The organism is Pseudomonas gingeri, from assembly GCF_013385635.1.
In the GTDB taxonomy this organism is placed as follows: domain Bacteria; phylum Pseudomonadota; class Gammaproteobacteria; order Pseudomonadales; family Pseudomonadaceae; genus Aquipseudomonas; species Aquipseudomonas gingeri_A.
Window position 1 is genome coordinate 244,033 of the sequence record NZ_JACAPR010000002.1, and the last position, 25,610, is coordinate 269,642.

17 protein-coding genes are annotated in these 25,610 nt (G+C 61.5%); 8 read left to right on the forward strand and 9 right to left on the reverse strand.

Annotated features, from left to right (window positions below; genetic code table 11):
* The first annotated feature begins 254 nt into the window (after positions 1-254).
* The 5 genes from HX851_RS02465 to HX851_RS02485 all read left to right on the forward strand — a co-directional run bounded on the left by HX851_RS02465 (position 255) and on the right by HX851_RS02485 (position 6,793).
* Complete coding sequence (locus HX851_RS02465) at positions 255-3,746, forward strand: response regulator (protein WP_177056975.1); 3,492 nt, start codon at positions 255-257, stop codon at positions 3,744-3,746.
* Positions 3,746-4,561 (forward strand): CheR family methyltransferase, encoded by an 816-nt coding sequence (locus HX851_RS02470; protein WP_177056974.1) that lies wholly within the window; start codon positions 3,746-3,748, stop codon positions 4,559-4,561. The genes HX851_RS02465 and HX851_RS02470 overlap by 1 nt, the downstream gene beginning before the upstream one ends.
* Entirely contained in the window at positions 4,558-5,163 is a 606-nt protein-coding gene (locus tag HX851_RS02475) for a chemotaxis protein CheB (RefSeq protein WP_177056973.1), read from the forward strand. The genes HX851_RS02470 and HX851_RS02475 overlap by 4 nt, the downstream gene beginning before the upstream one ends.
* A complete protein-coding gene (locus HX851_RS02480) occupies positions 5,157-6,350 on the forward strand; it encodes a hybrid sensor histidine kinase/response regulator (RefSeq protein WP_177064848.1) in 1,194 nt (397 codons plus the stop codon). Before HX851_RS02475 ends, HX851_RS02480 begins: the two co-directional genes overlap by 7 nt.
* 65 nt (positions 6,351-6,415) lie before the next feature.
* Positions 6,416-6,793, forward strand: coding sequence for a response regulator (locus HX851_RS02485; RefSeq protein WP_177064850.1), 378 nt, complete (start codon positions 6,416-6,418; stop codon positions 6,791-6,793).
* Between the two features lie 21 nt (positions 6,794-6,814).
* Here HX851_RS02485 and HX851_RS02490 read toward each other — a convergent pair whose 3' ends face one another.
* The 8 genes from HX851_RS02490 to mexE all read right to left on the reverse strand — a co-directional run bounded on the left by HX851_RS02490 (position 6,815) and on the right by mexE (position 20,546).
* Complete coding sequence (locus tag HX851_RS02490; protein WP_177064852.1) at positions 6,815-8,488, reverse strand: ATP-binding protein; 1,674 nt, start codon at positions 8,486-8,488, stop codon at positions 6,815-6,817.
* Positions 8,485-9,987 carry an ATPase domain-containing protein gene (locus tag HX851_RS02495; protein WP_177056969.1) on the reverse strand — a complete coding sequence of 501 codons (1,503 nt, stop codon included), beginning with the start codon at positions 9,985-9,987 and terminating at the stop codon, positions 8,485-8,487. Before HX851_RS02495 ends, HX851_RS02490 begins: the two co-directional genes overlap by 4 nt.
* A gap of 189 nt (positions 9,988-10,176) precedes the next feature.
* Positions 10,177-11,232 carry a HEAT repeat domain-containing protein gene (locus HX851_RS02500; protein WP_177056968.1) on the reverse strand — a complete coding sequence of 352 codons (1,056 nt, stop codon included), beginning with the start codon at positions 11,230-11,232 and terminating at the stop codon, positions 10,177-10,179.
* Positions 11,233-11,308: 76 nt separating this feature from the next.
* Entirely contained in the window at positions 11,309-12,208 is a 900-nt protein-coding gene (locus tag HX851_RS02505; RefSeq protein ID WP_177064854.1) for a bestrophin family protein, read from the reverse strand.
* A 115-nt stretch (positions 12,209-12,323) separates the two neighbouring features.
* Positions 12,324-14,429, reverse strand: a complete 2,106-nt coding sequence (locus HX851_RS02510) for an EAL domain-containing protein (protein WP_177056966.1) — start codon at positions 14,427-14,429, stop codon at positions 12,324-12,326.
* A gap of 247 nt (positions 14,430-14,676) precedes the next feature.
* Positions 14,677-16,101 (reverse strand): efflux transporter outer membrane subunit, encoded by a 1,425-nt coding sequence (locus HX851_RS02515; protein ID WP_177056965.1) that lies wholly within the window; start codon positions 16,099-16,101, stop codon positions 14,677-14,679.
* A complete protein-coding gene (locus HX851_RS02520) occupies positions 16,098-19,277 on the reverse strand; it encodes an efflux RND transporter permease subunit (RefSeq protein WP_177056964.1) in 3,180 nt (1,059 codons plus the stop codon). Before HX851_RS02520 ends, HX851_RS02515 begins: the two co-directional genes overlap by 4 nt.
* Positions 19,278-19,289: 12 nt before the next feature.
* Positions 19,290-20,546, reverse strand: a complete 1,257-nt coding sequence (gene mexE, locus HX851_RS02525; RefSeq protein WP_177056963.1) for a multidrug efflux RND transporter periplasmic adaptor subunit MexE — start codon at positions 20,544-20,546, stop codon at positions 19,290-19,292.
* A 402-nt stretch (positions 20,547-20,948) separates the two neighbouring features.
* Here mexE and gltS point away from each other — a divergent pair, with 402 nt between their 5' ends.
* Entirely contained in the window at positions 20,949-22,160 is a 1,212-nt protein-coding gene (gltS, locus tag HX851_RS02530; protein ID WP_177064856.1) for a sodium/glutamate symporter, read from the forward strand.
* A gap of 16 nt (positions 22,161-22,176) precedes the next feature.
* Here gltS and HX851_RS02535 read toward each other — a convergent pair whose 3' ends face one another.
* A complete protein-coding gene (locus tag HX851_RS02535; protein WP_177064858.1) occupies positions 22,177-22,800 on the reverse strand; it encodes an HAD family hydrolase in 624 nt (207 codons plus the stop codon).
* Positions 22,801-23,438: 638 nt separating this feature from the next.
* Here HX851_RS02535 and HX851_RS02540 point away from each other — a divergent pair.
* Both HX851_RS02540 and HX851_RS02545 read left to right on the forward strand, forming a co-directional pair.
* Positions 23,439-23,756: a helix-turn-helix domain-containing protein gene (locus HX851_RS02540; RefSeq protein WP_057008794.1), complete on the forward strand. Its 318-nt coding sequence runs from the start codon at positions 23,439-23,441 to the stop codon at positions 23,754-23,756.
* Positions 23,749-25,035, forward strand: a complete 1,287-nt coding sequence (locus HX851_RS02545) for a type II toxin-antitoxin system HipA family toxin (protein WP_177056960.1) — start codon at positions 23,749-23,751, stop codon at positions 25,033-25,035. The genes HX851_RS02540 and HX851_RS02545 overlap by 8 nt, the downstream gene beginning before the upstream one ends.
* Positions 25,036-25,610 lie beyond the last annotated feature (575 nt).

The following is a 25,610-nucleotide window of genomic DNA, read 5'->3' on the forward strand; positions in this document are numbered from 1 at the left end:
GGACTTCCCAGAAAAATGAAGATGGGCAGGAGGGTGAAAAATGCCCGCCTCTAGCATCAGTAAGCCGCCGATCGGCACAAGTTCCCGTCGTTGTACAAAAAAACGCGGCTGTACAAAGCATGCAGGATAGCGGTTCTCCTTGATGGAGGGCAGTGCGGGGTCTGAAATTGCCTTCTACGCTGTGAGAAAAATAGATCTTTTGCTCGGAATTACGGCAAACTCCTTTATTTTCAACACTTCGTCCGGGGCCCGAAATGAATTCACCGTCTTCGGTTGATGAGCACAGCTTTCGCAAACTCCTGAGTCGCAACGTCAGTCTGCCGCTGGGTGTCGGCGTGCTCAGCGCGGTGTTTTTCGTCTCGTTGATCACCTATCTGCTGTCGGTGATCCAGTGGGTCGAACACACCGACCGGGTGATCAACAGTACCAACGAGGCGATGAAGCTGTCCGTCGACCTGGAAACCGGCATGCGCGGGTTCCTGATCACCGGCGATGAACATTTCCTCGACCCCTATGAGGTCGCCAAGCCGAAGATCATTGCCGAGTTGCGCGGGTTGCAGCAGTTGGTGGCGGACAATCCCCAGCAGGTTGACCGGTTCCGGCGCATCGAGGCGCTGCAAGGGGCCTGGACCGAGTACGCGCAATCGATGATCGACCTGCAGCGCTCCAATGGCGACTATCGCGGTGCGGTCAAGGCCGGACGTGGCAAGCGCCTGAGCGACGAGATTCGCGCCGAGTATGAGAATGCCGTCGATACCGAGCAGCAATTGCGCCTTGCGCGCAACGAAGATGTCAGCCGCACGACGATCTGGACCATTGCTCTCTACCTGGTCTTTGTGCTCGGGCTGAGTGCTTTGCTGGCCTATATTGGTCGAAAGGATTTAATAAGTCTTTCAGATAGTTACAGTAAAAACCTCGCGTCACAACTAAAGAGCGCGGAGCGACTGGAGAAGCAGGCGTGGCTGCGCAGCGGCCAGACCGAGCTGGCCGAGCAGGTCCTCGGCCAGCTCAGCCTCAACCTGCTGGGGCGCAATATCCTGCAATTCTGCGCCCAGTACCTGGGCAGCTCGGTGGCCGCGCTTTATGTGCGTGAAGACCATGGTGGCCTCAAGCGGGTCGCCAGCTATGGTTTTTCCCGCGAGCAGGAACAGCAGGAGCAATCGATCTTTACCGACGAAGGCATTGTCGGCCAGGCCGCGACCCAGGGGCAACTGATTCGCCTCGACGAAGTGCCGATCGACTACTTCAAGGTCAGCTCCGGTCTCGGCGATGGTTCACCGCGCAGCGTGCTGGTGGTGCCGACCACCAATGACGACCGGGTCAACGGCGTGATCGAACTGGGCTTCCTGCGCGGGCTCAACGAGCGCGACATCGAGCTGCTCGACCTGATTGCCGACAATATCGGCACCTCTATCGAAGCCGCCCGTTATCGCCAGCGCCTGCAGGAGGTCCTGGCCGAGACCCAGCAGTTGAACGAAGAATTGCAGGTCCAGCAGGAAGAGCTCAAGACCGCCAACGAAGAGCTGGAGGAACAGTCACGGGTGCTCAAGGAGTCCCAGGTTCATCTGGAGACCCAGCAGACCGAGCTGGAGCAGACCAATGAACAGTTGGCCGAGCAGGCCCTGGCGTTGGCCGAGCAGCGCGATGCCATGGACCACAAGAACAGCGAGTTGAACCAGGCCCAGTCCCAGTTGGAAGAGCGTGCCGAGGAACTGCAGCGGTCGAGCAAGTACAAGTCCGAATTCCTCGCCAACATGTCTCATGAGTTGCGCACGCCGCTCAACAGCTCGTTGATCCTGGCCAAGCTGCTGGCGGAGAACCCCCAGGACAATCTCACCGACGAGCAGGTCAAATTCGCCGAGTCGATCTATTCCGCCGGCAATGACCTGTTGAACCTGATCAACGACATCCTCGATATTTCCAAAGTCGAAGCCGGCAAACTCGAGGTGCGCCCGGAGAACACCAGTGTGGCGCGGCTGGTGGAGGGGCTGCGCGATCTGTTCCTGCCGTTGGCGGGTGACAAGCAACTGGAGTTCACCGTGGATATCCAGGACGGTGCGCCGGCGATGCTGTTCACCGACCGCCAGCGCCTGGAACAGGTACTGAAGAACCTGCTGTCGAATGCGCTGAAGTTCACCGAGAAAGGCCAGGTCAGCCTGAGTGTCTCTGCCCGGCCGGGCGTGGGGGTGGCCTTTGCGGTACGCGATTCGGGGATCGGCATTGCCCGCGAGCAGCATGAAAGCATCTTCGAAGCGTTCCGCCAGGCCGATGGCACCACCAATCGCCGTTACGGCGGGACTGGCCTGGGCCTGTCCATTTCCCGCGACCTGGCCGCCTTGCTCGGCGGTTCGATCAGTGTCGCCAGCGAGCCCGGCCAGGGCAGTGTGTTCACCCTGGCGCTGCCGGAACGCTATGTCGAAGTCCAGGAAGGAGCCCCGGTTGCTCCAGTCCCGGCGCATGTGCCGTCCGTCATGGTCGCCACCGTGCGCAGCGAACCTGTCGTGGCGATCGAGACGCCGGTTGCCCGGTTTGCCGACGACCGTGACAAGGCGCCGTTCGGTACGCGTTGCATCCTGGTGATCGAGGACGAACCGAGCTTTGCCCAGATTCTCTATGACCTGGCCCATGAACTGGGCTACCAGTGTCTGGTCGCCCATGCGGCCGACGAAGGTTTCGGCCTGGCGGCGCAGTTCATCCCGGATGCCATCCTGCTGGACATGCGCCTGCCCGATCATTCCGGTCTGACGGTGCTGCAACGCCTCAAGGAGCAGGCCGCGACCCGGCATATCCCGGTGCACGTGATTTCCGTCGAAGACCGCGTCGAAGCGGCCATGCACATGGGCGCCATGGGTTATGCGGTCAAGCCGACCACCCGCGAAGAGCTCAAGGAGATTTTCTCCCGGCTCGAAGCCAAGCTGACCCAGAAGGTCAAGCGGGTACTGCTGGTCGAGGACGATGATCTGCAACGTGACAGCATCGCGCGGCTGATCGGTGACGAGGATATCGAGATCACCGCCGTCGGTTTCGCCCAGGATGCCCTGGATCTGCTGCGCGGGAATGTCTACGACTGCATGATCATCGACCTCAAGCTGCCGGACATGCTCGGCAACGAACTGCTCAAGCGCATGTCTACAGAAGACATCCGCGCCTTTCCGCCGGTGATCGTCTATACCGGCCGCAACCTGACCCGCGATGAAGAGGCCGACCTGCGCAAATATTCGCGCTCGATCATCATCAAGGGCGCCCGCTCGCCGGAGCGCCTGCTCGACGAAGTGACATTGTTTCTGCACAAAGTCGAATCGCAGTTGTCCCATGAACGTCAACGCATGCTCAAGACCGCCCGCAGCCGTGACAAGGTCTTCGAGGGCCGCAAGATCCTGCTGGTGGACGACGATGTGCGCAATATCTTCGCCCTGACCAGCGCCCTGGAACACAAGGGCGCCCTTGTCGAAATCGGCCGTAACGGCCGCGAGGCGATTGAAAAACTCAACGAAGTCGATGACATCGACCTAGTGCTGATGGATGTGATGATGCCGGAGATGGATGGCTACGAAGCCACCGTGGAGATTCGCAAGGACCCACGCTGGCGCAAGCTGCCGATCATCGCGATCACGGCCAAGGCCATGAAGGATGATCAGGAGCGCTGCCTGCAGGCCGGTTCCAACGATTACCTGGCCAAGCCCATCGACCTGGATCGACTGTTCTCGCTGATCCGCGTGTGGCTGCCGAAAATGGAAAGGATCTAGTGGAGCAAAATTTCGACATTGAACTGCGTCTGTTGATCGAGGCTATCTACCTCAAGTACAGCTATGACTTTCGCGACTACTCCGGTGCCTCCATCAAGCGCCGGGTCAATCACGCCTTGCGCCAGTTCGACTGCGCGACGGTTTCGGCCCTGCAGGAGCGCGTGCTGCACGATCCGACGGCGTTCATGCAGTTGCTGCAGTTCCTGACCATCCCGGTCAGCGAGATGTTTCGCGATCCCAGCCACTTCCTGGCGATTCGCGAGGAAGTGGTGCCGTTGCTCAAGACCTACCCGTCGATCAAGATCTGGATCGCCGGTTGCAGTACGGGTGAGGAGGTCTATTCGATGGCCATCCTGCTGCGTGAGGAGGGCTTGCTGGAGCGCACGATCATCTACGCCACCGACATCAACCCCAGCTCCCTGGAAAAGGCCAAGCAAGGCATTTTCTCCCTGGAAAACGTGCGTGCCTATACCCAGAATTACCTGCAGGCCGGTGGCCAGCGGGAGTTCTCCGAATACTACACGGCCGCCTACGGCTACGCGATTTTCGACAAGACGCTGCGGGAGAACGTGACCTTTGCCGACCACAGCCTGGCAACCGATAGCGTATTCTCAGAAACTCAATTAATTTCGTGTCGTAATGTATTGATTTACTTCAATAAAAAACTTCAAGATCGTGCCTTTGGGTTGTTCCATGAATCGCTCTGCCATCGTGGTTTCCTGGTGCTTGGCAGCAAGGAAACCCTGGACTTCTCGCCCTTTGGCAAGCAGTTCGACTCCCTGATCAAGCAAGAGCGGATCTATCGCAAGCTATGAGCAGACTGGCCCTTGAGTTCACCCAGCGACAGCGTGTCGACGCCATTGCGGTCGGCGCTTCGGCCGGCGGTGTCGAGGCCTTGCTGACCGTGTTCAGCGAGCTGCCGGTTGGTTTCGGCCTGCCGATCATTGTCGTGCTGCATATGCCCGAACAGCGCCGCAGCCAGCTGGCGGAGGTGTTCTCCCGGCGCCTGTCGCTGCCGGTCAAGGAGGCTGACGACAAGGAGCCGGTGAGTCCGGGGACGGTATATTTCGCGGCTCCCGGTTATCATCTGTCGGTGGAGCGCGACCGCAGCTTTTCTTTCAGTCGCGAGGAGCGTGTGCACCATTCACGTCCTTCCATCGATTACCTCTTCGAGTCCTGCGCCGATGCCTATGGCGCGCGGCTGATGGCGGTGTTGCTGACCGGCGCCAATCATGACGGCGCCCGTGGGCTGAGCCTGGTCAAGGCCCTGGGCGGTCTGACCGTGGTGCAGGACCCGCACGAGGCACGGGTGGCGACCATGCCCGAAGCCGCCTTGGCCTTGCACGAACCTGACTATATTCTCCCTCTGCGCGGCATCGGCCGTCTGCTTGTCGAGCTGGAACGAATCGCATGCTAAGTACTATCCAGGCCAAACTGCTGATCGTCGACGATCTGCCGGAAAATCTGCTGGCGCTGGAAGCGCTGATCAAGCGCGAGGACCGCACCGTCTACAAGGCCTTGTCGGCCGATGAGGCGCTATCCCTGCTGTTGCAGCACGAGTTCGCCATGGCCATTCTCGACGTGCAGATGCCGGGCATGAACGGCTTCGAGCTGGCCGAGCTGATGCGTGGCACCGAGAAGACCCGCAGCATTCCCATCGTCTTTGTCAGTGCCGCCGGGCGTGAGCTCAACTATGCCTTCAAGGGCTATGAAAGCGGTGCGGTGGATTTTCTCTACAAGCCCCTCGACACCCAGGCGGTGAAGAGCAAGGTCAACGTCTTCGTCGATCTCTACCGCCAGAGCAAGGCCATGAAGCAGCAGGTCGAGGCCCTGGAGCACAGTCGCCGCGAACAGGAGGCACTGCTCAAGGAATTGCAGGCAACCCAGGAAGAGCTGCAGCGCGCGATCCGCATGCGCGACGACTTCATGTCGATCGTTTCCCATGAGGTGCGCACGCCGCTCAACGGCCTGATCCTTGAAACCCAGTTGCGCAAGATGCACCTGGCCAAGGACAACGCCGCGGCGTTCACCCTGGACAAGATGCACGCGATGGTCGAGCGCGATGAACGGCAGATCAAGAGCCTGATCCGGCTGATCGAGGACATGCTCGATGTCTCGCGCATCCGCACCGGCAAGCTGTCGATCCGCCCGAGCCGATTCGATCTTTCGCAACGGGTGGCCAAGTTGCTGGAGGGCTTCGTCCCCCAGGTGGAGGCCGCCGAGTCGACGCTCAACTTCCAGGCCACGGGGCCGATAGTGGGCTACTGGGACGAATTCCGCATCGAGCAGGTGATCTCCAACCTGCTGACCAATGCCGTGCGCTACGGCGCGAAAAGCCCGATCGATGTACGAGTCTACACGCAGGATGGCGAGGCGCGGGTGGAGGTCCGCGACCATGGCATCGGGATCAGCGAGGACAACCAGAAACGCATCTTCCAGCAGTTCGAACGGGTGTCGGCCAGCCATGTGGCTGCGGGACTCGGGTTGGGGTTGTTTATTTCCGAACAGATTGTCAGTGCCCATGGTGGCACTATCACGCTAGAGAGCGCCCTTGGCGAAGGCGCCACCTTCTGTGTTTGTCTGCCGTTGCAGGAAAACCCGTAGAGCGACGCAACCTCTCGCCGAGTGGACGGTCGTATTGGCAGCAATCTTGAGAATGAAGGCTTTCCATGAGTGAAGATGCACAAGACGTCGTCCTGATCGTCGAAGACGATGCCTCGATCCTGCTGGTGTTGTCGCACTATCTGGCCGGTGAAGGCTACCGGGTCCTCCAGGCCGAAAACGGCGAGGAGGCCTTCAAGATCCTCGCGACCAAGCCGAATCTGGACCTGATGGTCACGGATTTTCGCTTGCCCGGCGGGATTTCCGGGGTCGACATCGCGGAACCGGCAATCAAGCTGCGTCCGGACCTGAAGGTGATATTCATCAGCGGCTATCCGGCCGAGATTCTCGAGACGGACAGCCCGATCACCCGTACCGCGCCGATCCTGGCCAAGCCTTTCGACCTCGATACGCTGCAGGAACAGATCCAGCGCCTGCTGTCCTGAGGCCCGCGTGCGCAGGCCCCGTCAGGCATTGATCATTTCCCGCACCCGGGCCGTCAGCAGGTCGAAGGTGAAGGGCTTGGTGATCATCTGCATGCCCGGGTCGAGAAATCCGCCACGCACCGCGGCGTGCTCGGCATAACCGGTGATGAACAGCACCTTGAGCCCGGGCCGCAGTTGCCGGCCGATTTCAGCGAGTTGCCGGCCGTTCATGCCCGGCAGGCCGACATCGCTGATCAGCAGGTCGACACGCTGGTTGGAGTCGAGAATCGGCATGGCGGCGTCGGCATTTGCCGCCTCGACGAAGCGGTAGCCCAGCTCGCTCAATACCTCGCAGACCAATACCCGTACCGCCGGATCGTCTTCGACGATCAGCACGGTTTCGCCGTCTTCGGCGTGCGGCGCCTGCAACAGATGCACCGTGTCATCCTGGGTCGCCGCGCTGCCTTTGTAGCGGGGCAGGTAGAGGTTGACCGAGGTGCCCTGGCCCGGGGTGCTGTCAATGGAGACATGGCCGTGGGATTGTTTGCTGAAACCGTAGATCATCGATAAGCCGAGACCGGTGCCCTGACCGATGGGCTTGGTGGTGAAGAACGGGTCGAATGCCCGGCTGATCACGCTTTCCGGCATGCCGCAGCCGCTGTCGCGGACCTGCAGTACCACGTAGTCACCCGGCGCCAGGTGGCCCTCGGTTTCGCTGAGCGCCAGGCCCAGGGCCTGGTTGAAGGTGACCACCTGCAGGTGCCCGCCATCGGGCATGGCGTCGCGGGCGTTGAGCACCAGGTTGAGCAGGGCGCTTTCCAGCTGATTGGGGTCCGCCTCGGCGGTCCACAACGGTTCGCCGAGGATCATCTGCAGGTCGATGCTTTCGTTGAGGCTGCGATGCAGCAACTCGCCCATGGACCGGACCAGGTCGTTCATGTTCACCGGCTTGGAATCCAGCGACTGGCGTCGGGAAAATGCCAGCAGTCGATGGGTCAGGCCGGCAGCGCGGTTGGCCGAGGTCACGCCGAGGTCGATCAGGCTGTCGAGGTCTTCCAGGCGTCCGCGTGCCAGGCGCCGCTTGAGCAACTCGAGGCTGCCGATGATACCGGTCAGCATATTGTTGAAGTCGTGGGCGATGCCACCGGTCAACTGGCCGACCGCCTCCATCTTCTGCGACTGGCGCAGTGCTTCTTCGTTATGGCGCAGTTGCGCGGTGCGTTCCTCGACCTGCTGTTCCAGGGTTTCCAGGGTGTCCTTGAGGCGCCGCTCGCTCTGGCTCAGGTCGATGAGACGGTCGCGGGCCTCGTACTGCCGGCGTCGCCCACGAATGGCCGAGGTCACCAGGCTGATCAGTGTCACTGGGTGAAAGGGCCGTTCCAGGAAACTGACGTTGCCCAGTTGCGCGCCAAGCCGGGAAGAGGGCGGTCGGTCAGGACCGCCGTGGTGGGTCATCAGCACAATGGGCAGGTCCGACCATGCCGGCTGCTCCTGCAGGTGCTTCAGCAGAGGCTCCAGGTCCGTCTCGTGCAGGGCTTCGGCCGCCACGATCAGCAGGCCGGCGCCACGCCCGAGCTCGCCGCACAAGGCCGTCAGGTTCGTGGCGATCACCCCGGGGAAGCCGGCTTCATCGAGGATCATCCGCGCGATCTGGCCGTCGCGACCCCACGGGGCCAGGATGATCGCCCGCTCGGAAACCGCATCCGCCAGGGTCACAAGCCTCCTTCCTTGAGCAACGGCAGGCCTTCACCAAGATAGGTGGGGACGCCGCGCAGCACGCCCTGGAAGGCTTCCAGGGGCTCGCCGATGGTCATGCCACGGCCACTGATGCGGTACTCGCGAATGGTCGATTCGTGGGCGCCGGTACGCTTCTTGATGATCGAGATGGCCCGACGCACCTTGCCCAGGGCCTCGAAGTAACGCAGCAGGATCACGGTGTCGGCCAGGTAGGTGATGTCCACCGGGGCCTGCATGTCGCCGACCAGTCCGTGCTGGGCGACGGTCATGAAGGTCGCGGCGCCCTGGCGATTGAGGTACAGCAGCAGTTCATGCATATGCAGGATCAGCGCGTTTTCTTCCGGCATGGCCGCCTGGTAGCCGTTGATACTGTCGATCACCACGGTTTTGATGCCGCGCTCATCCACGCAACGCCTGACCCGATGGGAGAATTCGCCCGGGGACAGCTCGGCGGCATCGACCTGTTCGATCAGCAGGTTGCCGGTTTCCTGCAATATCTGCAGATCGATACCGATATTCCTCATGCGCTCGAACAGCAGGCCCAGCTCTTCATCGAAAATGAACAGCGCGGCCTTTTCCCCACGGGCCACGGCTGCCGCGGCAAAGACCATCGCGATCAGCGATTTGCCGGTGCCAGCAGGACCCAGGATCAGGGTGCTGGAGCCGGTTTCGATACCGCCGCCCAGCAGCGCATCCATCTCGGCGATGCCGCTGGTGAGTTGCTGGCGTACATATTGGCCGCGATGTTCGGCCGCCACCAGGCGCGGGAACACATGCACGCCATCGCCACTGATGGTGAAGTCGTGGTAGCCGCCGCGGTACTTCTGGCCCCGGTATTTCACCACCCGCACCCGGCGCCGTTCGGCACCGTAGTTGGGCGTCAGTTCCTCGAGACGGATAACGCCATGGGCGACACTGTGCACGGTCTTGTCCAGGGATTCGGTGGTCAGGTCGTCGAGCAGCAGGACCGTGGCGTCATACCGCACGAAGTAGTGCTTGATCGCCAGGATCTGCCGTCGGTAACGCAGCGAACTCTGGGCCAGCAGGCGGATTTCGGAGAGGCTGTCGAGCACCACGCGGGTCGGCTTGACCCGTTCTACCACTTCGAATATCTGCCTGGTGGCCTCGCCCAGCTCCAGGTCCGAGGAGTACAGCAGGCTTTGCTGGTGATCGGCGTTGAGCAGGCTTTCCGGCGGCGTCAGCTCGAAAATATCGATATGCTCGTCCAGCGTCCAGCCATGGGAGCGGGCGCCCTGGCGCAGTTCGCGCTCGGTTTCCGAGAGGGTGATATACAACGAGCGTTCTCCGGCACGGGCACCGGCCAGGAGGAAATGCAGGGCTACCGTGGTCTTGCCGGTGCCGGGCTCGCCTTCGAGCAGGAACACATGCCCGCGGGACAGACCGCCGGACAGAATATCGTCCAGGCCTTCGATACCGGTGGCGGCTTTGGTCGTGATGGATGCAAATGATGTGGTCAAGTCCAGACCTCTTGTGACCCAGGAGTGGTCTTGTACTGGACCTTCGGCGTTGATGGCGGTTCAAAATACTTGTGCTATCAGCCGATTGAGCTCGATCTCTCATATACCGCGGGCCCGTAGGAGTCGGGCTTGCCCGCGAAGAGGCGCTTGAGAGCGCTAAAATCTTCGCGGGCAAGCACCGTTCCCACACTACAATCCCTGTTGCAGGGCGGGATCGTCGGGATTCTGCTGTTCCAGCTGGGCCAGCAGGATCTGCACGTTCTGCAACTGGCCGCTTTCCTTCCAGTAGTTGATCAGCAGCACGCGGGCCTTGCGGTTCGCCGGGTGACGCTGGACCAGTTCTTCGAGCTGGCGCTGCGCGGCTTCGAGCTGGTGCAGGTCATGCAGGGTGGTGGCGAGCTTGTAACGGTATTCGGTGTTGTCCGGTTCCAGCTCCACGGCCTTGGCCAGACCGAGCAGGGCGTATTCGGTCTGGCCGTGGTGCAGCAGCCAGATACCCAGGGCGTGCTGCAGATACGCCGACTGCGGCTGCACCTCCAGTTGTCTGGCCAGCAGTTGCCGGGCCTGGTCCGGCTGGCCGCGCTTGTCCAGCAGTTCGACCTGGGCAACCACGGCCTTGAGGTTGTTCGGCTCCATCTGCGAAATCCGTTCGAGCGACTGCTGGGCCTCATCCAGTTGCCCTTCATGCAGGTACAGCCGGGCCAGCTGGAACTGCGCATCGGCACTTTCCGGCTGGGCCTTGAGCGTACGCTCATATTCGTCGACCACCTGTTGCAGCGGGCCGAAATACAGGCCCTGGTCGTCCGGCGACAAGCCGAGCATGGCGTTGGCCGCGGCAAAGCGTACCTCCTGCTCGCTGTCCTCCAGCACCGGCCCGAGCAACAGGCTGCGCTGGGCGCCTGGCACCAGGCCGACAATGCTCTGGATCGCCGCCTCGCGTACCAGCGCGGAAGGGTTCTGCAGATCCGCATCGGCCAGCTTCAACGCCTGGGGACTGGGATAGTTGGGCAGCTCGGCATGCAGCGCCGCACGGCGGATATCCGACAGGTCGGTGCGCGCCAGCTGTTGGTAGAGCACCCGCGCGGCGCCCGGCTGGCCGTTGTGGGCCTGTTCCAGGGCACGGCCGTAATTGACATGCGGGGTTTTCGCGGGGACCGCCGTCGGACTGCGCATCCAGTGCCAGGCAAGGCCCAGGATCAGTAGTGCAAGCAGACTGATGAGCAGGTAACGGCGGGGCTTCGTCATGCAGTGTCCGTGAGCTGGCAGGCTTTTCCTGAAGCTGTCAGCTTCGGTCAGGAGCGCTGCGGAGTCAAACCCGCGATCAGTTGAGCACGTACTCGATCGGTTCCAGCTGCGGCGGCAGGTCGGTTTCGCCGAGGCTGGCGAGAATCTCCCGTTCGATCGTGCGCAGCAGCGCATTGCACGGCAAGTCGTTCTCATCGAAACCGAACGGGTCCTCAAGGTCGTCGCCGATCTCGTCGAGGCCGAAGAAGGTGTAGCTGACAATTGCGGTGAACACCGGCGTCAGCCAGCCCAGGGGTTCGGCCATGGCGAACGGCAACAGGATGCAGAACAGATAGATCGTACGGTGCAGCAGCAGGGTATAGGGGAAGGGCAGCGGGGTGTGCTTGATCCGCTCGCAACTGGCCTGGACCTGGCTCAGGCTGGCCAGACGGGCGGCAAACACGGTATAGCGCCATTCGCTGAGCAGGCCCTGTTGCGCCAGACGCGAGCAGCGTGCGCCGACTTGCTGCAAGAGGTGGTCGGTGACATTCGGATGATTCTGTGACGGCGGCTGCGTAGCCCACCGGTCCACGGCTGCCCGTTCGTCTTCCAGGCGCAGGCGGGCGATCAGGCCATGGGCAAAGCCGCAGAGATCGCGCAGCAGGGCCTGGCGCTCGACAGCATCGGTGAACACCTGGCTTTCGCGGATCAGCGAACGCACCTCGATGATCATCTGTCCCAGTTGCTTGCGGCCTTCCCACCAGCGGTCATAGCAGGCGTTGTTGCGAAAGCTCATGAAGATCGACAGCGACAGCCCGAGCAGGGTGAACGGGGTGGCGTTGACCTTGGAAAAGTAGGCCGGGTGCCAGGTTTCCACCAGTACAATGACCGAAGCCAGCAAGGTCACCAGCAGGCTGCGCAGGGCAATCCGCTTGGCAATCGAGCCTTTCAGGGAGAACAGGATGCCGATCAGGTTCGGCTTGGGACGCACGATCATGGGAAGGGACTGGCAGCAGCGCGGGGGATACGCCGAGCCAGACTAGAAGTCGGCGGCCTGCTTGTCCAATCGCTCTGCCCGACACTTTGATCGAGGCCATCTATCATCGACAACATCATACGCTGTTCGGCAGTATCAGCAGTTGTTCGCCGGCAGCCTGCTGCTGGCGTTGCCGTACAAAGGCCGGCATCTGTTCGGCAACGATCGCCTTGCTGAAATACCAGCCCTGGATCATCAGTTCGCTGGAGGACTGCAAGGCGTCGTACTGCTCCCGGGTTTCCACACCCTCGACGATGATATCCAGGTTGAGGGTTTCACACAGCCGCAGCATGCCGCTCAGCACCCGTGCGCCGTTGGGATGACGATGGGCGACGACAAAGCTGCGGTCGATCTTGATGCCGTCGATCCTGAACTGGTGCAGGTAGCTCAGGGCCGAATAGCCGGTGCCGAAATCGTCGATATACAGTTTGGCGCCGAAGCCGTGCAGGCGCTCGATCAGCTTGTGGATCAACTGGACGTCGCCGACCAGGGCATCCTCGGTCAACTCGACGGAAATCCGCCCGTGGGCCTGGGCAAGAATCTCCAGCAGGCGTTCGCCTTGCTCGGGCATGCCCAGGGTCGCGGCGGTGACGTTGATGGTCATCGGCAATTCGAAACCGATTTTCTGCCAGCGCCGGTATTGCTCCAGCGCCTGGGAGGCGACCCACAGGTCGACATCGGCCATCAGGTTGGCCTGGGCCAGCCACTTGAGAAATTCCCAGGGCTGCTGGGGGCGTCCCTCCTTGTCGCGGGCACGCATCAAGGCCTCGCAGCCGGTGCACAGGCCGGTCACCTTGGAGATCTGCGGCTGGAATTCCAGGTGGAATTCATATTCGCTGATGAGTCGGATACGTTCCAGTTCCTCGGCGCGCCGGGCCTCGTTGCGGTGTGAGGCAACCACCGGGTCGAGTTCGAACAGCCGGCCTTTTTCTTCGAGGCTGCGAAAGGTGGTATCGAAGGACCTTATGTAGACGTTCTGTTCCTCGTCCTGCTGGCGATGCAGGGCAATCACATACGGCGCGTACACCAGGGTGCCGACAGCCACGAGTACCGCTTGCAGGACAACCGCCGCCCAGTCGCCGTTGGTGCTCAGGTAGGCATTGAGCAGCACCGGCGAAGTCAGCGGCATGCCGGTCACCACGGGCGCGACCCAGCCGGCATGCACGGCAGCCACGGCCAGCACGGTATTGAGCATGGGTGCGAGCAGGAAGGGCAGGAACAGCCTGGGGTTGAGAATGATCGGCAGCCCGAACAGCAGGATCTCGTTGACGTTGAACAGCGACAACGGTGTCGCGGCCAGCGCCAGCAGGCGCAGGGAACGGTCGCGGGAAAACAGCAGGATGGCGACGATCAGCGACAGCGAAGCGCCGGAGCCACCGGTGAAGGCGAAGCAGCCCAGCAAGCCGCTGTTGAGTATATAGCGGGCCGGCTCGCCGGCCGCGACATTGAGTTGGTTGATCGTCACCGCCAGATCAAGGACGTTGAACAGCGGCTGCATGGCATGGGCGCCGTGGATGCCGAAGAACCACAGCATCGAGTTGGTCGCGCTGATCAGCAGGCCATAGCCATAGGGATGGTCGAGTGCCGTCAGGTCGAAGGGCACCTGCATCTGCGCGACACTGGGGATTTCCAGCAGCAGCGACAGCACCATCGCCAGCATCGTCGCGGTCAGCAGACCCGGAATCACCACGTTGATGCTGTCGCGAACGTTGTAGCCGACCACGTTCTCGCGAACCAGGCGCAGCCATGGCCGGCGATACAGCCAGGCAATGATCGGCACATTCACCAGCGGCGAGGCGATGGCGATAAACAGCACCAGGGTTGCAGCGGCCCGGGGATAGTCCTGCAGCAGGTAGATCGCGATCACCACATGGATCAGGCACAGGAACGCCACCGGCACTTGCGGCAAGCGGTAGCGGATCGCCAGCATGTAGCCGATCGAGGCGGCGACCAGCAAGGGCAGGGTGCCGCTGATCTTTTCATGCAGCCCGGCGAGAAACCTCACCAGTTCATCCGGAGCGCCCAGCAGCCGAGCGCAGACCGACAGCACCAGGAACGCCGCCGAGACCAGGAGGCACGGCAACAGCCAGAGCAGGCCTTCGCGAATGGCCCGCAACGAGTCGGCGCCGGCCAGCGCCGCCAGGCGATTGGTCAGAAACAACTTGAAGACTGACTGCGACATTGCCCCACCCCTTTAAGACCTTCAGTCCTGTCGGGGCACATGGCCAGCAGCGACCCCGGAGGCGAGCATATCGCGAGATGGCCCGAAAAGGCCAAATCGCCGGTTTAAAATGCGTTGAGGTCAAGGGGCCCGGACGGCCGGCACCCGAGGTGGTTGCCACGATTTTCCATGGACGAAAAAAAGCCCCGCGACCAATGGGCTACGGGGCCGAAGCGGTTGGAGGGGCATCCAACCGGGAGAGTTTGAATCAGTTGCTGGCGACGGTCTGCGGCGCGTAGCCGCCACCCAGGGCCTTGTAGATCGCGACAATGCCGCGATACAGGTCGGTTTCGGCCTGGGCCTGGCTGTCTTCGGCGGCCAGGCGTTCACGCTGGGCATCGAGCAGCACCAGGAAGTCCACGGTGCCTTCGCGGTAGCGGATCGCGGCCAGGTCGGCGGCGGTGCGGCTCGACTCGCTCTGGCGGATCAGCGAGATCAGGCGTTGCTGACGCTTGCCGTAGTCGCTGAAGGCATTCTGCGATTCTTCCAGGGCCAACAGTACTTGCTGCTCGTAAGTCGCCAGGGCGCCCTCGGCTTCGGCATTGGCACCGCGCAGACGGGCCCGCACGCTACCCAGGTTGAACGCCGGCCAGGTGATGCTCGGGCCGAGGGCCCAGGCATTGGCGGCCGACGAGCCGATCTGCGAACCACGTCCGGCGGTAAAACCGAGGAAGCCGCTGAGGCTGACCCGTGGGAACAGGTCGGCCTTGGCCACGCCGATCCGCGCGGTGGCGGCGGCCAGCTTGCGTTCGGCGCTGAGGATGTCCGGACGGCGTTGCAGCAGCTCACCCGGATTGCCGATGGCCAGGGCCTTGGAGATCGCCGGCAGGTCCTTTGGACCCAAGTCCACCGACAGGGTGTCCGGGCGCTCGCCAAGCAGGGTCGCGATGCGGTTGCGATCGCGGACCTGTTCGGCCTGCAGTTGCGGCACGCTGGCCTCGACCGCCGCCAGGCGGGCATCGGCACGGACCACATCGAGCTGGTCGCCGACACCGGCATCACGCAGGCTTTCGGTGATGCCCTTGGATTCCTGCTGGTTCTTCAGGTTGGCCAGGGCGATCTTTTCCCGCAATTGCGCGCCGCGCAGTTGCCCGTAGGCATCCACCAGCTCGGCAATCATGGTCACCTGCAACTGGTACAGATCGGCTTCGGCCGACTGCTGGTCGGCGTCGGCGGCTTCCAGGCTGCGCTGGATGCGGCCGAACAGGTCGACCTCCCAGGCCATGTCCAGGCCCAGGTCATAGCGCTCGTTGGTGACCCGGCTCTCGGTCTGGCCCGGTACCTGGCCCTTGCCCAGATCGGCGCTGGCACGGCTGGTGATGGTCGGCATGGCGTCATCGCTGACGTCATCGCGGATCGCCCGCGCCGCTTTGAGGCGGGCGAAGGCGACGCGCAACTCACGGTTGCCGGCCAGGGACTGGGTCACCAACTGGTTGAGGGTCGGATCGTCGAACTGTTGCCACCAGATACCTTCGAAGCGCGCGCGGTCGAAATTCTTCTGGCCGGCGCTGCCATCGGTGGCGGCGGTGATGTTCGCCGCCGCCGTGTCAGGGGTCTTGTAGTCCGGGCCGACGGCACAGGCGCTCAGCGCCAGTACCAGCAGGCTCGGGAGAAAGGCCTTCATACTGCTCATTGTTGCGCCTCCAGCTTGAGGGCCTTGGCCGCCTTGCGAGCTTCGCTGCGCTCGACGGAGCGGCGGATCAATACATAGAACACAGGGGTCAGCAGCAGACCGAAGAAGGTCACGCCGAGCATCCCGGAGAACACCGCCACACCCATGGCATGACGCATCTCGGCACCGGCACCGCTGGAGAACACCAGGGGGACCACACCCATGATGAACGCCACGGAGGTCATCAGGATCGGCCGCAGACGCAGGCGGCAGGCTTCCAGTACCGCGCTCAGCGGATCGAGGCCTTCTTCCTGCTTGTCCTTGGCGAACTCGACGATCAGGATCGCGTTCTTGCACGCCAGGCCCACCAGTACGATCAAGCCGATCTGGGTGAAGATGTTGTTGTCGCCACCGGAGGCAATCACCCCGGCAATCGCCGACAACAGGGTCATCGGTACGATCAGGATCACCGCCAGTGGCAGGCTCCAGCTTTCATACAGTGCCGCCAGGACCAGGAACGCCAACAGTACGCAGAGCGGGAACACCAGCAGTGCGGTATTGCCCGAGAGGATCTGCTGATAGGTCAGGTCGGTCCACTCGTAGGTCATGCCGTTGGGCAGTTCGTCTTTCAGCAGTTTCTCGATCGCTGCCTGGGCCTGGCCGGAGCTGTAGCCCGGTGCCGCGGCACCGTTGATTTCGGCGGTGATAAAGCCGTTGTAGTGCATCACGCGATCCGGTCCGGAGGTGTCGCTGACCTTGATGAAGGTCGCCAGCGGGATCATCTCGCCCTTGTTGTTGCGTACTTTCAACTGGCCGATCTGGTCGGATTCGAGACGGAACTGCTGTTCGGCCTGGACGTTGACCTGATAAGTGCGACCGAAACGGTTGAAGTCGTTGGCATACAGCGAACCCAGGTAGACCTGCAGGGTATCGAAGATGTCGCTGACGGCCACGCCGTGGGTCTTGGCCTTCTCGCGGTCGATGGCGGCATCCACCTGCGGCACATTGACGGTGTAGCTGGTGAACAACCCGGCCAGCTCCGGCACGCTGCGGCTCTTGGTGATGATGTTCATCGTTTCCTTGTACAGCTCTTCATAGCCCAGGTTGCCCCGGTCTTCGATCTGCAGTCGGAACCCACCGATGGTGCCCAGGCCTTGTACCGGTGGTGGCGGGAAGATCGCCATGTAGGCTTCCTGGATCCCGGCGAACTTGCCGTTCAAGGCCCCGGCGATGGCGCCGGCCGATTCACTCGGGTCCTTGCGCTCGTCGAACGGCTTGAGGGTCACGAACACGATGCCGGCGTTCGGGCTGTTGGTGAAACCGTTGATCGACAGGCCAGGGAAGGCCACCGCACTTTCCACGCCAGGCTGTTTCAGGGCCAGGTCGGACATGCGCTTGATCACGTCTTCGGTGCGGTCCAGGCTGGCGGCGTCCGGCAGTTGGGCGAAGGCCACCAGGTACTGCTTGTCCTGGCCGGGCACGAAACCGGTCGGCGTACTGGAGAAACCGAGCCAGGTCAGGACCATCAGGCCGGCATACAGCACCAGGGCCACGCCGCTGACGCGGATGACACGGGTCACGGTACCGACATAACCATGGCTGGCCTTGTCGAAGAAGCGGTTGAACGGACGGAACAGCCAGCCACCCAGCAGCGCGTCGAGGACCTTCGAGAAGCGGTCTTTCGGGGCGTGGTGATCCTTGAGCAGCACCGCGGCCAGGGCCGGCGACAGGGTCAGGGAGTTGAACGCCGAGATCACGGTCGAGATGGCGATGGTCAGGGCGAACTGCTTGTAGAACTGACCGGTCAGGCCGGAAATGAAGGCCGCCGGAATAAACACCGCGCAGAGCACCAGCGCCGTGGCGATGATGGGGCCGGTCACTTCGCGCATGGCGCGCTTGGTGGCTTCGATCGGACTGAGGCCCAGGCCGATATTACGTTCGACGTTCTCCACCACAACGATGGCGTCGTCCACCACGATACCGATCGCCAGTACGAGGCCAAACAGCGACAACGCGTTAAGCGAGAAGCCGAACATGTGCATGATCGCGAAGGTACCGATCAGCGACACCGGCACGGCGACCAGCGGAATGATCGAGGCACGCCAGGTCTGCAGGAACAGGATCACTACCAGGACCACGAGGATCAGCGCTTCGAACAGGGTGTGCACCACCGCTTCGATGGAGCCGCGCACGAAGATGGTCGGGTCGTAGACGATGCTGAAGTCCATGCCTTCGGGGAAGTCCTTCTTCAGCTCGGCCATCTTGGCGCGAACTTCGTTGGAAATCTCGATGGCGTTGGAGCCTGGACGCTGGAAGATCGGGATCGCCACCGCCGGCTGGTTGTTCAGCAGCGAGCGCAGGGCGTACTGGCTGGAGCCGAGTTCGACACGGGCGATGTCCTTGAGACGGGTAATTTCGCCATCGTCACCGACACGGATCACGATGTTCTCGAACTCTTCCTCGGAAACCAGGCGGCCCTGGGCGTTGATCGACATCTGGAAGCTGGTGGCGGTTGGGGCGGGAGGCGCGCCCAACTGACCGGCCGCGACCTGGCGGTTCTGCTCGCGAATGGCGTTGACCACATCGGTGGCGGTCAGGTTGCGCGATGCGGTTTTGTTCGGATCGAGCCATACCCGCAGGGAATAGTCGCCCATGCCGAACAGTTGCACGTCACCGACACCACCCAGGCGGGCCAACTCATCCTTGATATTGAGCAAGGCGTAGTTGGACAGGTAGAGCATGTCGTAGCGCTTGTCCGGCGAGGTCAAGTGCACAACCATGGTCAGGTCGGGCGAAGCCTTGTCGACGGTGATACCGATACGGGTCACTTCGACCGGCAGTTTCGGCTCGGTACGGGTCACGCGGTTCTGCACCTGTACCTGCGCGTTGTCCAGGTCGGTGCCCAGGGCGAAGGTGATGGTCAGGGTCAGCTTGCCGTCGGCGGTGGACTGCGAGGACATATAGAGCATGTTCTCGACACCGGTGATGGCCTGTTCCAGGGGCGCGGCCACGGTTTCACCGATGACCTTGGGGTTGGCGCCCGGGAAGTTGGCACGGACCACCACGGTCGGTGGTACCACTTCCGGGTATTCGCTGATCGGCAACTGGAACAGCGAGATCGCACCGGCGATCAGGATCAGCAGCGACAGTACCGCCGCGAAGATCGGTCTTGATATGAAGAACTGGGAAAAATTCATCGTGTGTATCCCTTAACCGCGTGGAGTCGCTGCGGCCAGCTTGTTAGCCGGGGCCGCTGCGCCTTTGGCCGGCGCAACCTGCTGCAGGTTGCTGGCTTCCAGGGTTTGTCGTTGTTCTGCCAGAGCGGCGAGGGTTTCCTTGCTGGCCATCGGGATCACTTCAGGATCCACCGGCGAGCCCGGACGGACGCGTTGCAGGCCCTTGACGATGACGGTGTCATCCTTGTTCAGGCCGCTGCGCACGATCCGCAGACCTTCGATTTTCGGGCCCAGCTCGACCGAGCGGTAGGCGGTCTTCTTGTCGGCGTCCATCACCAGCACGAACTTCTTGCCCAGGTCGGTTCCGACCGCTTCGTCGTTGATCAGCACGGCGGCGTAGGTGCCGCTGCCGACCAGCTTCAGGCGCGCATACAGGCCAGGGGTGAAGCTGCCATCGCTGTTGTCGAACACGGCGCGACCGCGGATGGTGCCGGTGCGTGGGTTGACCTGGTTGTCGACGAAGTTCATCTGGCCCAGGTGCGGGTTGCCGGTTTCGTTGGACAGGCCGAGGTAGACCGGGGTAGTCGCACCGCGTTTGCCCTGGCGCGCCAGCTGGGTGTACTTGAGGTAGACCCGCTCGTCGGCGTCGAAGTAGGCGTAGACCTTGTCGGTGGAAACCACGCTGGTCAACGGCGTGACATCGGCGGTGACGATGTTGCCGGCGGTGATTTCGGCACGGCTGACACGGCCGCTGATCGGCGCGGTGACACGGGTGAAGCTCAGGTTCAGGCGGGCCAGGTCCAGTTGGGCCTGGGTCGCATCGACCGCGGCCTTGGATTCCTGCGCGGTGCTGGTGCGGGTGTCGGCCAGTTCCGCGGAGATCGCGTTGCTGGTCAACAGGCGCTTGCCACGCTCGGCTTCGTTGGCGGTGCGACTGGCGGTGGCACGGGTCTGCTGCAGTTGGGCTTCGAGACGATGGACTTCGGCCTGGTAAGGGCGTGGGTCGATCTGGAACAGCAGGTCGCCTTTCTTCACCAGCGCGCCTTCGGTGAAGGCCACCTGGTCGATCTGGCCGGAAACCCGAGGGCGGATTTCCACGGTTTCCGGGGCTTCGAGACGCCCGGTGAACTCGTCCCATTCATTGACGGGCTGTTCGATGACCTTGGCCACGCTGACCTTGGTTGCCGGCATCGCACCACCTGCCGCCACGGGCGCTTTACCGCAGGCGCTCATCACGACGACTGCCAGGGCAGCCAGGGGGAAGCGCAAAAGTTTAAGTGACTGTTCCATGGGGGGAGTCCGCCAATCTATTGAGATGGGCGGATCATGCTGTGGGCGTTGATCGCACACGAATCGAATGAAGCGAAGGTAACTATCATCCGGAATGATATCAAACCGAATCCAGCCCCCTAGCATGCACCTTCCGTTAGCAACCTATCCATTACAGAAAGCGCAAATCACTGTTGCCAGGAATGCAACAGCCCCTGGCGGAGACGATCCTACGCCGGTCGATTCGAATATTCAGAATTATCCGATGCGGGATGGGAACAAGGCCTACATCGCTGGCGAGACGGGTCAGTACAATTCAGCGACACGAAAATGCCGATTCAGACCCTGACACGCAACTTGCCAGGATGGCTCGACTTTGCCCGGAACTTTGTCAGACAAAAATAATTACCGAGGATTCTCCCTATGGTTCAACTCGACTTCTACGGCACGCTGGTAGCGGCTTCCCTGGTGCTGCTGCTTGGCCGTGGACTCTGTGCCCGCGTCGGTTTCCTGCGCATCTACAATATTCCCGAACCCGTTGCCGGCGGCCTGGTGGTGGCGCTGGTGCTACTGCTCCTGCGGGTATTCTTCGACTTCAAGGTGGGCTTCGATACTTCCCTGCAGACCCCGCTGATGCTGGCTTTCTTCGCCACCATCGGCCTGAACGCCGACTTCACCAGCCTGAAGAAAGGCGGGCGGGTGCTGGGGACTTTCCTGCTGGTGGTGGTCGGTTTGCTGGTGGTGCAGAACGCCCTCGGTGTCTCTCTGGCCGCCGCGCTGGGCCTGGATCCGCTGATGGGCCTGCTGGCCGGCTCCATCACCCTGTCGGGCGGTCACGGTACCGGTGCCGCGTGGAGTTCGGTGTTCACCGAGCAATATCGGGTGATGTCCGCGGCGGAGCTGGCCATGGCCTCGGCGACCTTCGGCCTGGTGCTGGGTGGCCTGATCGGCGGGCCGGTGGCCAGGTTGCTGCTCAAGCGCGTGAAGACCCAGGGGGTGGTCAATGAAGTCCCGAGCATGCCGAAGGGCTTCGAACAGCCAGAGCGCGAGCGGATGATCACGCCAGGGTCCTTTATAGAGACACTGGCATTGATTGCCATCAGCCTGTTGGCCGGCAACTTCCTCAGCGAACTGATCAAGGGTACGGCGCTCGAGCTGCCGACCTTCGTCTGTGTGCTGTTTGTCGGCGTGGTGCTGCGCAATGGTTTGTCGGCGCTGGGCTGGCACGAGGTGTTCGAGCGTGAGGTATCGGTGCTGGGCAATGTCAGCCTGTCGTTGTTCCTGGCCATTGCGCTGATGTCGCTGAAACTCTGGGACCTGGCGGCACTGGCCTTGCCGATCTTTATCCTGCTGACGGCCCAGGCGGTGCTGATGGCGCTGTTCGCCATCTTCGTCACCTTCCGCGTGATGGGCCGCAACTACGATGCCGTGGCCCTGGCCGCCGGGCATTGTGGCTTTGGCCTGGGGGCAACGCCCACGGCGATCGCCAACATGCAGGCGGTGACCCAGCGCTACGGCCCGTCGCGGATCGCCTTCCTGGTGGTGCCCATGGTCGGGGCGTTTTTTATCGATATCGCCAATGCCATCGTGATCAAGCTGTACCTGGCATTGCCGTTTGTGGGTAGCGTGGCCTGACGGGCCGGGGCCCGCGTCAGAAGTGCACGCCCAGTTCACGCAGACGCCGTTGCGTAGCGTCTGCGGACACATGGTGAATGCCCTGCCAGCCGAGGGCGACGGCCGCTTCCACGTTGGTCAAGACATCATCGATAAACACCAGCTCGTTCGGCTGGATATCCGGCAGGTGTGTACGAACCTGGCTCAGGCTCAGGTGGTAGATCTGCGCGTCGGGTTTGATCTGCTTCACCTCGCCGGACACCACGATGTCGCGAAAGCGCTGCAGGAAGGCATAGTTGGCCCGGGCATAGGGAAAGGTTTCGGCCGACCAGTTGGTCAAGCCGAATAACGGCATGCGGGCTTCATGCAAGGCTTCCAGGATGGCCACCCCACCGGGAAGCGGCCCACGCAACATTTCGTGCCAGCGGTCGTAATAGGCGCGGATCAGGGGTTCATGTCGCGGGTGTCGGGCAATCAGGGTCCGGGTAGCTTCGGCCAGCGTGCGGCCGGCGTCCTGCTCGGTATTCCATTCCTGGGTGCAGATATTGTCCAGGAACCACTGCCTTTCCTGTTCATCGGCGATCAGCTGGCGGTACAGGTGCTGCGGACTCCAGTCGAACAAGACACCGCCGAAATCGAAAACCACTGCGCGAATCGTCATGCGTATCCTCCATGGGGGGGGCGAGCACCTTATCGTCAGAGACTATCCGGATCCCCGCAGAACATTTGGACTTTCCCTAGTACCTTATTCTCCATTCCAGCTCATTACCTGCTCGCGCCCAGGCAATGGCCGGATAAGGCCTACGCTCTATACCAGCATATTTTCGGAATGGGAAACTCTTACCCTGATGACGGCTTCTTCTATGTAGGTATTACCAAGCGACGCTGGCAGACCCGATGGGCCGAGCACATGCGGGCAGTAGAAAATGGGAGCAACTTGGCTTTTCACCGGAAATTTCGGGAGGAGAGGGCTGCGGGCCAGATCCCCAAAAAACATTTTGACTTGGCTCTGGGACGGTGGTTTCAGGTCGAGAAATTTCTAGCTTGCCCCCATTTTTGCCCCCAACGCTCACCGGGCTCAGGCGGAAGGCAAACCTTCATCCAAAATACGGTTCTGAGCAGGCCCAAATAGTTCTCCCGGCCCTTTCGCTTTATGGTAGATAAGTCCATTAAATTGTGGCTAAAGCTAGAAATTAAGCGATAAGGCACAGATTTAGTGAATTAAGTTGCTTGATAGGGCTATGCGTTAATTCTATAATTTTGGGAACTAACTGGCACAGAATGGGCTAGGTACACACTATGTTGGATTTAAGCTTCAGCAAGCCGAGCGAAGTCGTCAAGCGCCTCTGCGATCGCTTGCGCACAGAGCGCTTGGCGCTGGACATGACACAAGCCGACTTGGCCGGACGTGCCGGCATCGGCACAAACACGGTGTCCAACCTTGAAGCAGGGCGCAATGTCGGATTCGAAAACGTCGTTCGTGTGGCGATGGCTCTTGGTCGAACCAAGGAACTTGAAGGCCTGTTCCTGCCAAAGCTGGACAGCATCGAGGATATTCGGCGCTACGAAAACAGCGCCAATCGTCTCCGTTCAAAGAGGAAGTCCGGCAATGCTTGAGCAGGTGAACGTCTTCTACGAGGGCTGGGGTGAGCGATGGCAATGGGGGACGCTGGTCTCCACGACCGCCTTGACCGGTCGCCCGCTGATCGTGTTCGAGTACAGCAATGAAGCCAGGCAAAGGGGCTTGGAACTGTCCTCCTACACGCTCCCGTTGGTGGGGGCTCAGTTGCGCCAAGATTTTCCAGACCACCAACTGTACTTGCCAGGGCCTGTTTACGACTCCTTGCCCGATGGGTGGGGCATGTTACTGATGGACCGTATGTTCAGGCGCCGCGGGCTCACCACGGCGCGCATCGGCTCACTGGAACGGCTAGCCTACATCGGTAGCAATGCAATGGGGGCCATAACGTTTGAGCCCGTGGCACCAGAAGGGCAGGAGTCTGAAGTCCATATCCCGCTGGAGCAGCTTGCCGCCGAAGTGCAGGAAGTGCTCCATGGAGACGGTGGCGAGTTCCTGCAGACGTTGCTGCTGGTGGGTGGCTCGCCTCAAGGTGCAAGGCCTAAGGCCCTCGTCTATCGCGATCCAGAAACTGGCCGTTTTACCACTGCCGTTACGGCGGGCTTTGAAGCTTGGTTGGTCAAGTTCCCGGCGAAAGAAGAGCATGCCGAGGTGTGCGCTATCGAAATGGTCTACGCCGAGTGCCTGCGCATGTGCGGCATCGAGACCCCTGACACGCAGTACTTCAGTCTGCCTAATGGGTTGGCAGCGTTTGCCAGTAAGCGATTTGACCGTCGGGATGGTCTGCGCGTACCCATGCAAAGCCTAGCGGCCTTTACGGGGGCAAATTACCGGTCTCCGGGGGTGTTGGACTACGTCAACTTCTTGCGGGCAACACAGATGTGTACCAACGACGTGCGAGAGATGGCGGTGGCCTTCGAACGTGCCGTCTTCAACGTTGCGTTCAACAACAGAGACGATCATCCCAAGAACTTTGCCTACATCATGTCGCAAGACGGTCAGTGGAGACTGTCGCCGGCTTACGACGTGACCTTCTGCGAGGGGCCAAGTGGATATCACCAGATGGATGTGATGGGGGAAGCCCTGTCGATTTCCCGCACGCAAATGCTTCGGCTTGCCGAGGAAGCCGAGGTGCCCCCGGACGTTGCCGGCAGAATGATTGACGGCATTTGCGATGTGGCGAGCCGGTTTGCAAGCATCGCCGAGAACCTATGCCCACAGGTTATTACTCAAGACACCTTGCGCACGATCCAAGGCCGCATCGATCAGAACGTAGCTCGGTTACACAGCGGTCATGCGGGCAGCGGTCGCCGCTGAAGATCGGGAGGAGCGGGCGACTCTCATAATCAATGCTGCCGTGTGCCTCAAGCACGTAGGGCCCTGTGCCGCCGAAGACGTGGGTCTTGCCGGATGACCAAGGCCTGGTATTGATTTGAGCCTTAAACTCACCTGATTGAGTTGGGATATCGCCTTGGTACACACAGTGAGCGTGGCCGCTACCGTTGACGCTTCATTCCTTGGCAAACACCAGCTCTGATCCGAAGTCACGAATGTTGGATCGGAAGCGAACCTCAAACACGCCTTTGCGACATAGTATGTTCCTGCATCTTTGGGTAGCCACGCTAGGGTGGGTATCCCAATGTGCCAATCAGCGGCGCTGACCATTTGTCAAAAATAATACAATTTTGTACTGACTTGTTGCCCTTATCTGTGCGCATTGGCATTATTTAGCTATCACTCGATGCCGGCGCAGGGATGGCCGCGACACGCTGCCTATTTCTGTGCGCTTAATTTGGCGCCAGCCTAGTGCTCATCTATCTCTGCCGAGGAGAGCATCTCATCGGCCTACCTTCACTCCACTGTGTGTGTGGGTGGACTTGCCCCTACCAAAC

Excerpts from the sequence above, each read along its gene's own strand:
- HX851_RS02465 (WP_177056975.1), top strand. The coding sequence starts at position 255 with ATGAATTCACCGTCTTCGGTTGATGAGCACAGCTTTCGCAAACTCCTG.
- HX851_RS02475 (WP_177056973.1), top strand. The coding sequence starts at position 4,558 with ATGAGCAGACTGGCCCTTGAGTTCACCCAGCGACAGCGTGTCGACGCC.
- HX851_RS02480 (WP_177064848.1), top strand. The coding sequence starts at position 5,157 with ATGCTAAGTACTATCCAGGCCAAACTGCTGATCGTCGACGATCTGCCG.
- HX851_RS02485 (WP_177064850.1), top strand. The coding sequence starts at position 6,416 with ATGAGTGAAGATGCACAAGACGTCGTCCTGATCGTCGAAGACGATGCC.
- HX851_RS02500 (WP_177056968.1), bottom strand. The coding sequence starts at position 11,232 with ATGACGAAGCCCCGCCGTTACCTGCTCATCAGTCTGCTTGCACTACTG.
- HX851_RS02505 (WP_177064854.1), bottom strand. The coding sequence starts at position 12,208 with ATGATCGTGCGTCCCAAGCCGAACCTGATCGGCATCCTGTTCTCCCTG.
- HX851_RS02510 (WP_177056966.1), bottom strand. The coding sequence starts at position 14,429 with ATGTCGCAGTCAGTCTTCAAGTTGTTTCTGACCAATCGCCTGGCGGCG.
- HX851_RS02515 (WP_177056965.1), bottom strand. The coding sequence starts at position 16,101 with ATGAGCAGTATGAAGGCCTTTCTCCCGAGCCTGCTGGTACTGGCGCTG.
- HX851_RS02520 (WP_177056964.1), bottom strand. The coding sequence starts at position 19,277 with ATGAATTTTTCCCAGTTCTTCATATCAAGACCGATCTTCGCGGCGGTA.
- mexE (WP_177056963.1), bottom strand. The coding sequence starts at position 20,546 with ATGGAACAGTCACTTAAACTTTTGCGCTTCCCCCTGGCTGCCCTGGCA.
- gltS (WP_177064856.1), top strand. The coding sequence starts at position 20,949 with ATGGTTCAACTCGACTTCTACGGCACGCTGGTAGCGGCTTCCCTGGTG.
- HX851_RS02535 (WP_177064858.1), bottom strand. The coding sequence starts at position 22,800 with ATGACGATTCGCGCAGTGGTTTTCGATTTCGGCGGTGTCTTGTTCGAC.
- HX851_RS02540 (WP_057008794.1), top strand. The coding sequence starts at position 23,439 with ATGTTGGATTTAAGCTTCAGCAAGCCGAGCGAAGTCGTCAAGCGCCTC.
- HX851_RS02545 (WP_177056960.1), top strand. The coding sequence starts at position 23,749 with ATGCTTGAGCAGGTGAACGTCTTCTACGAGGGCTGGGGTGAGCGATGG.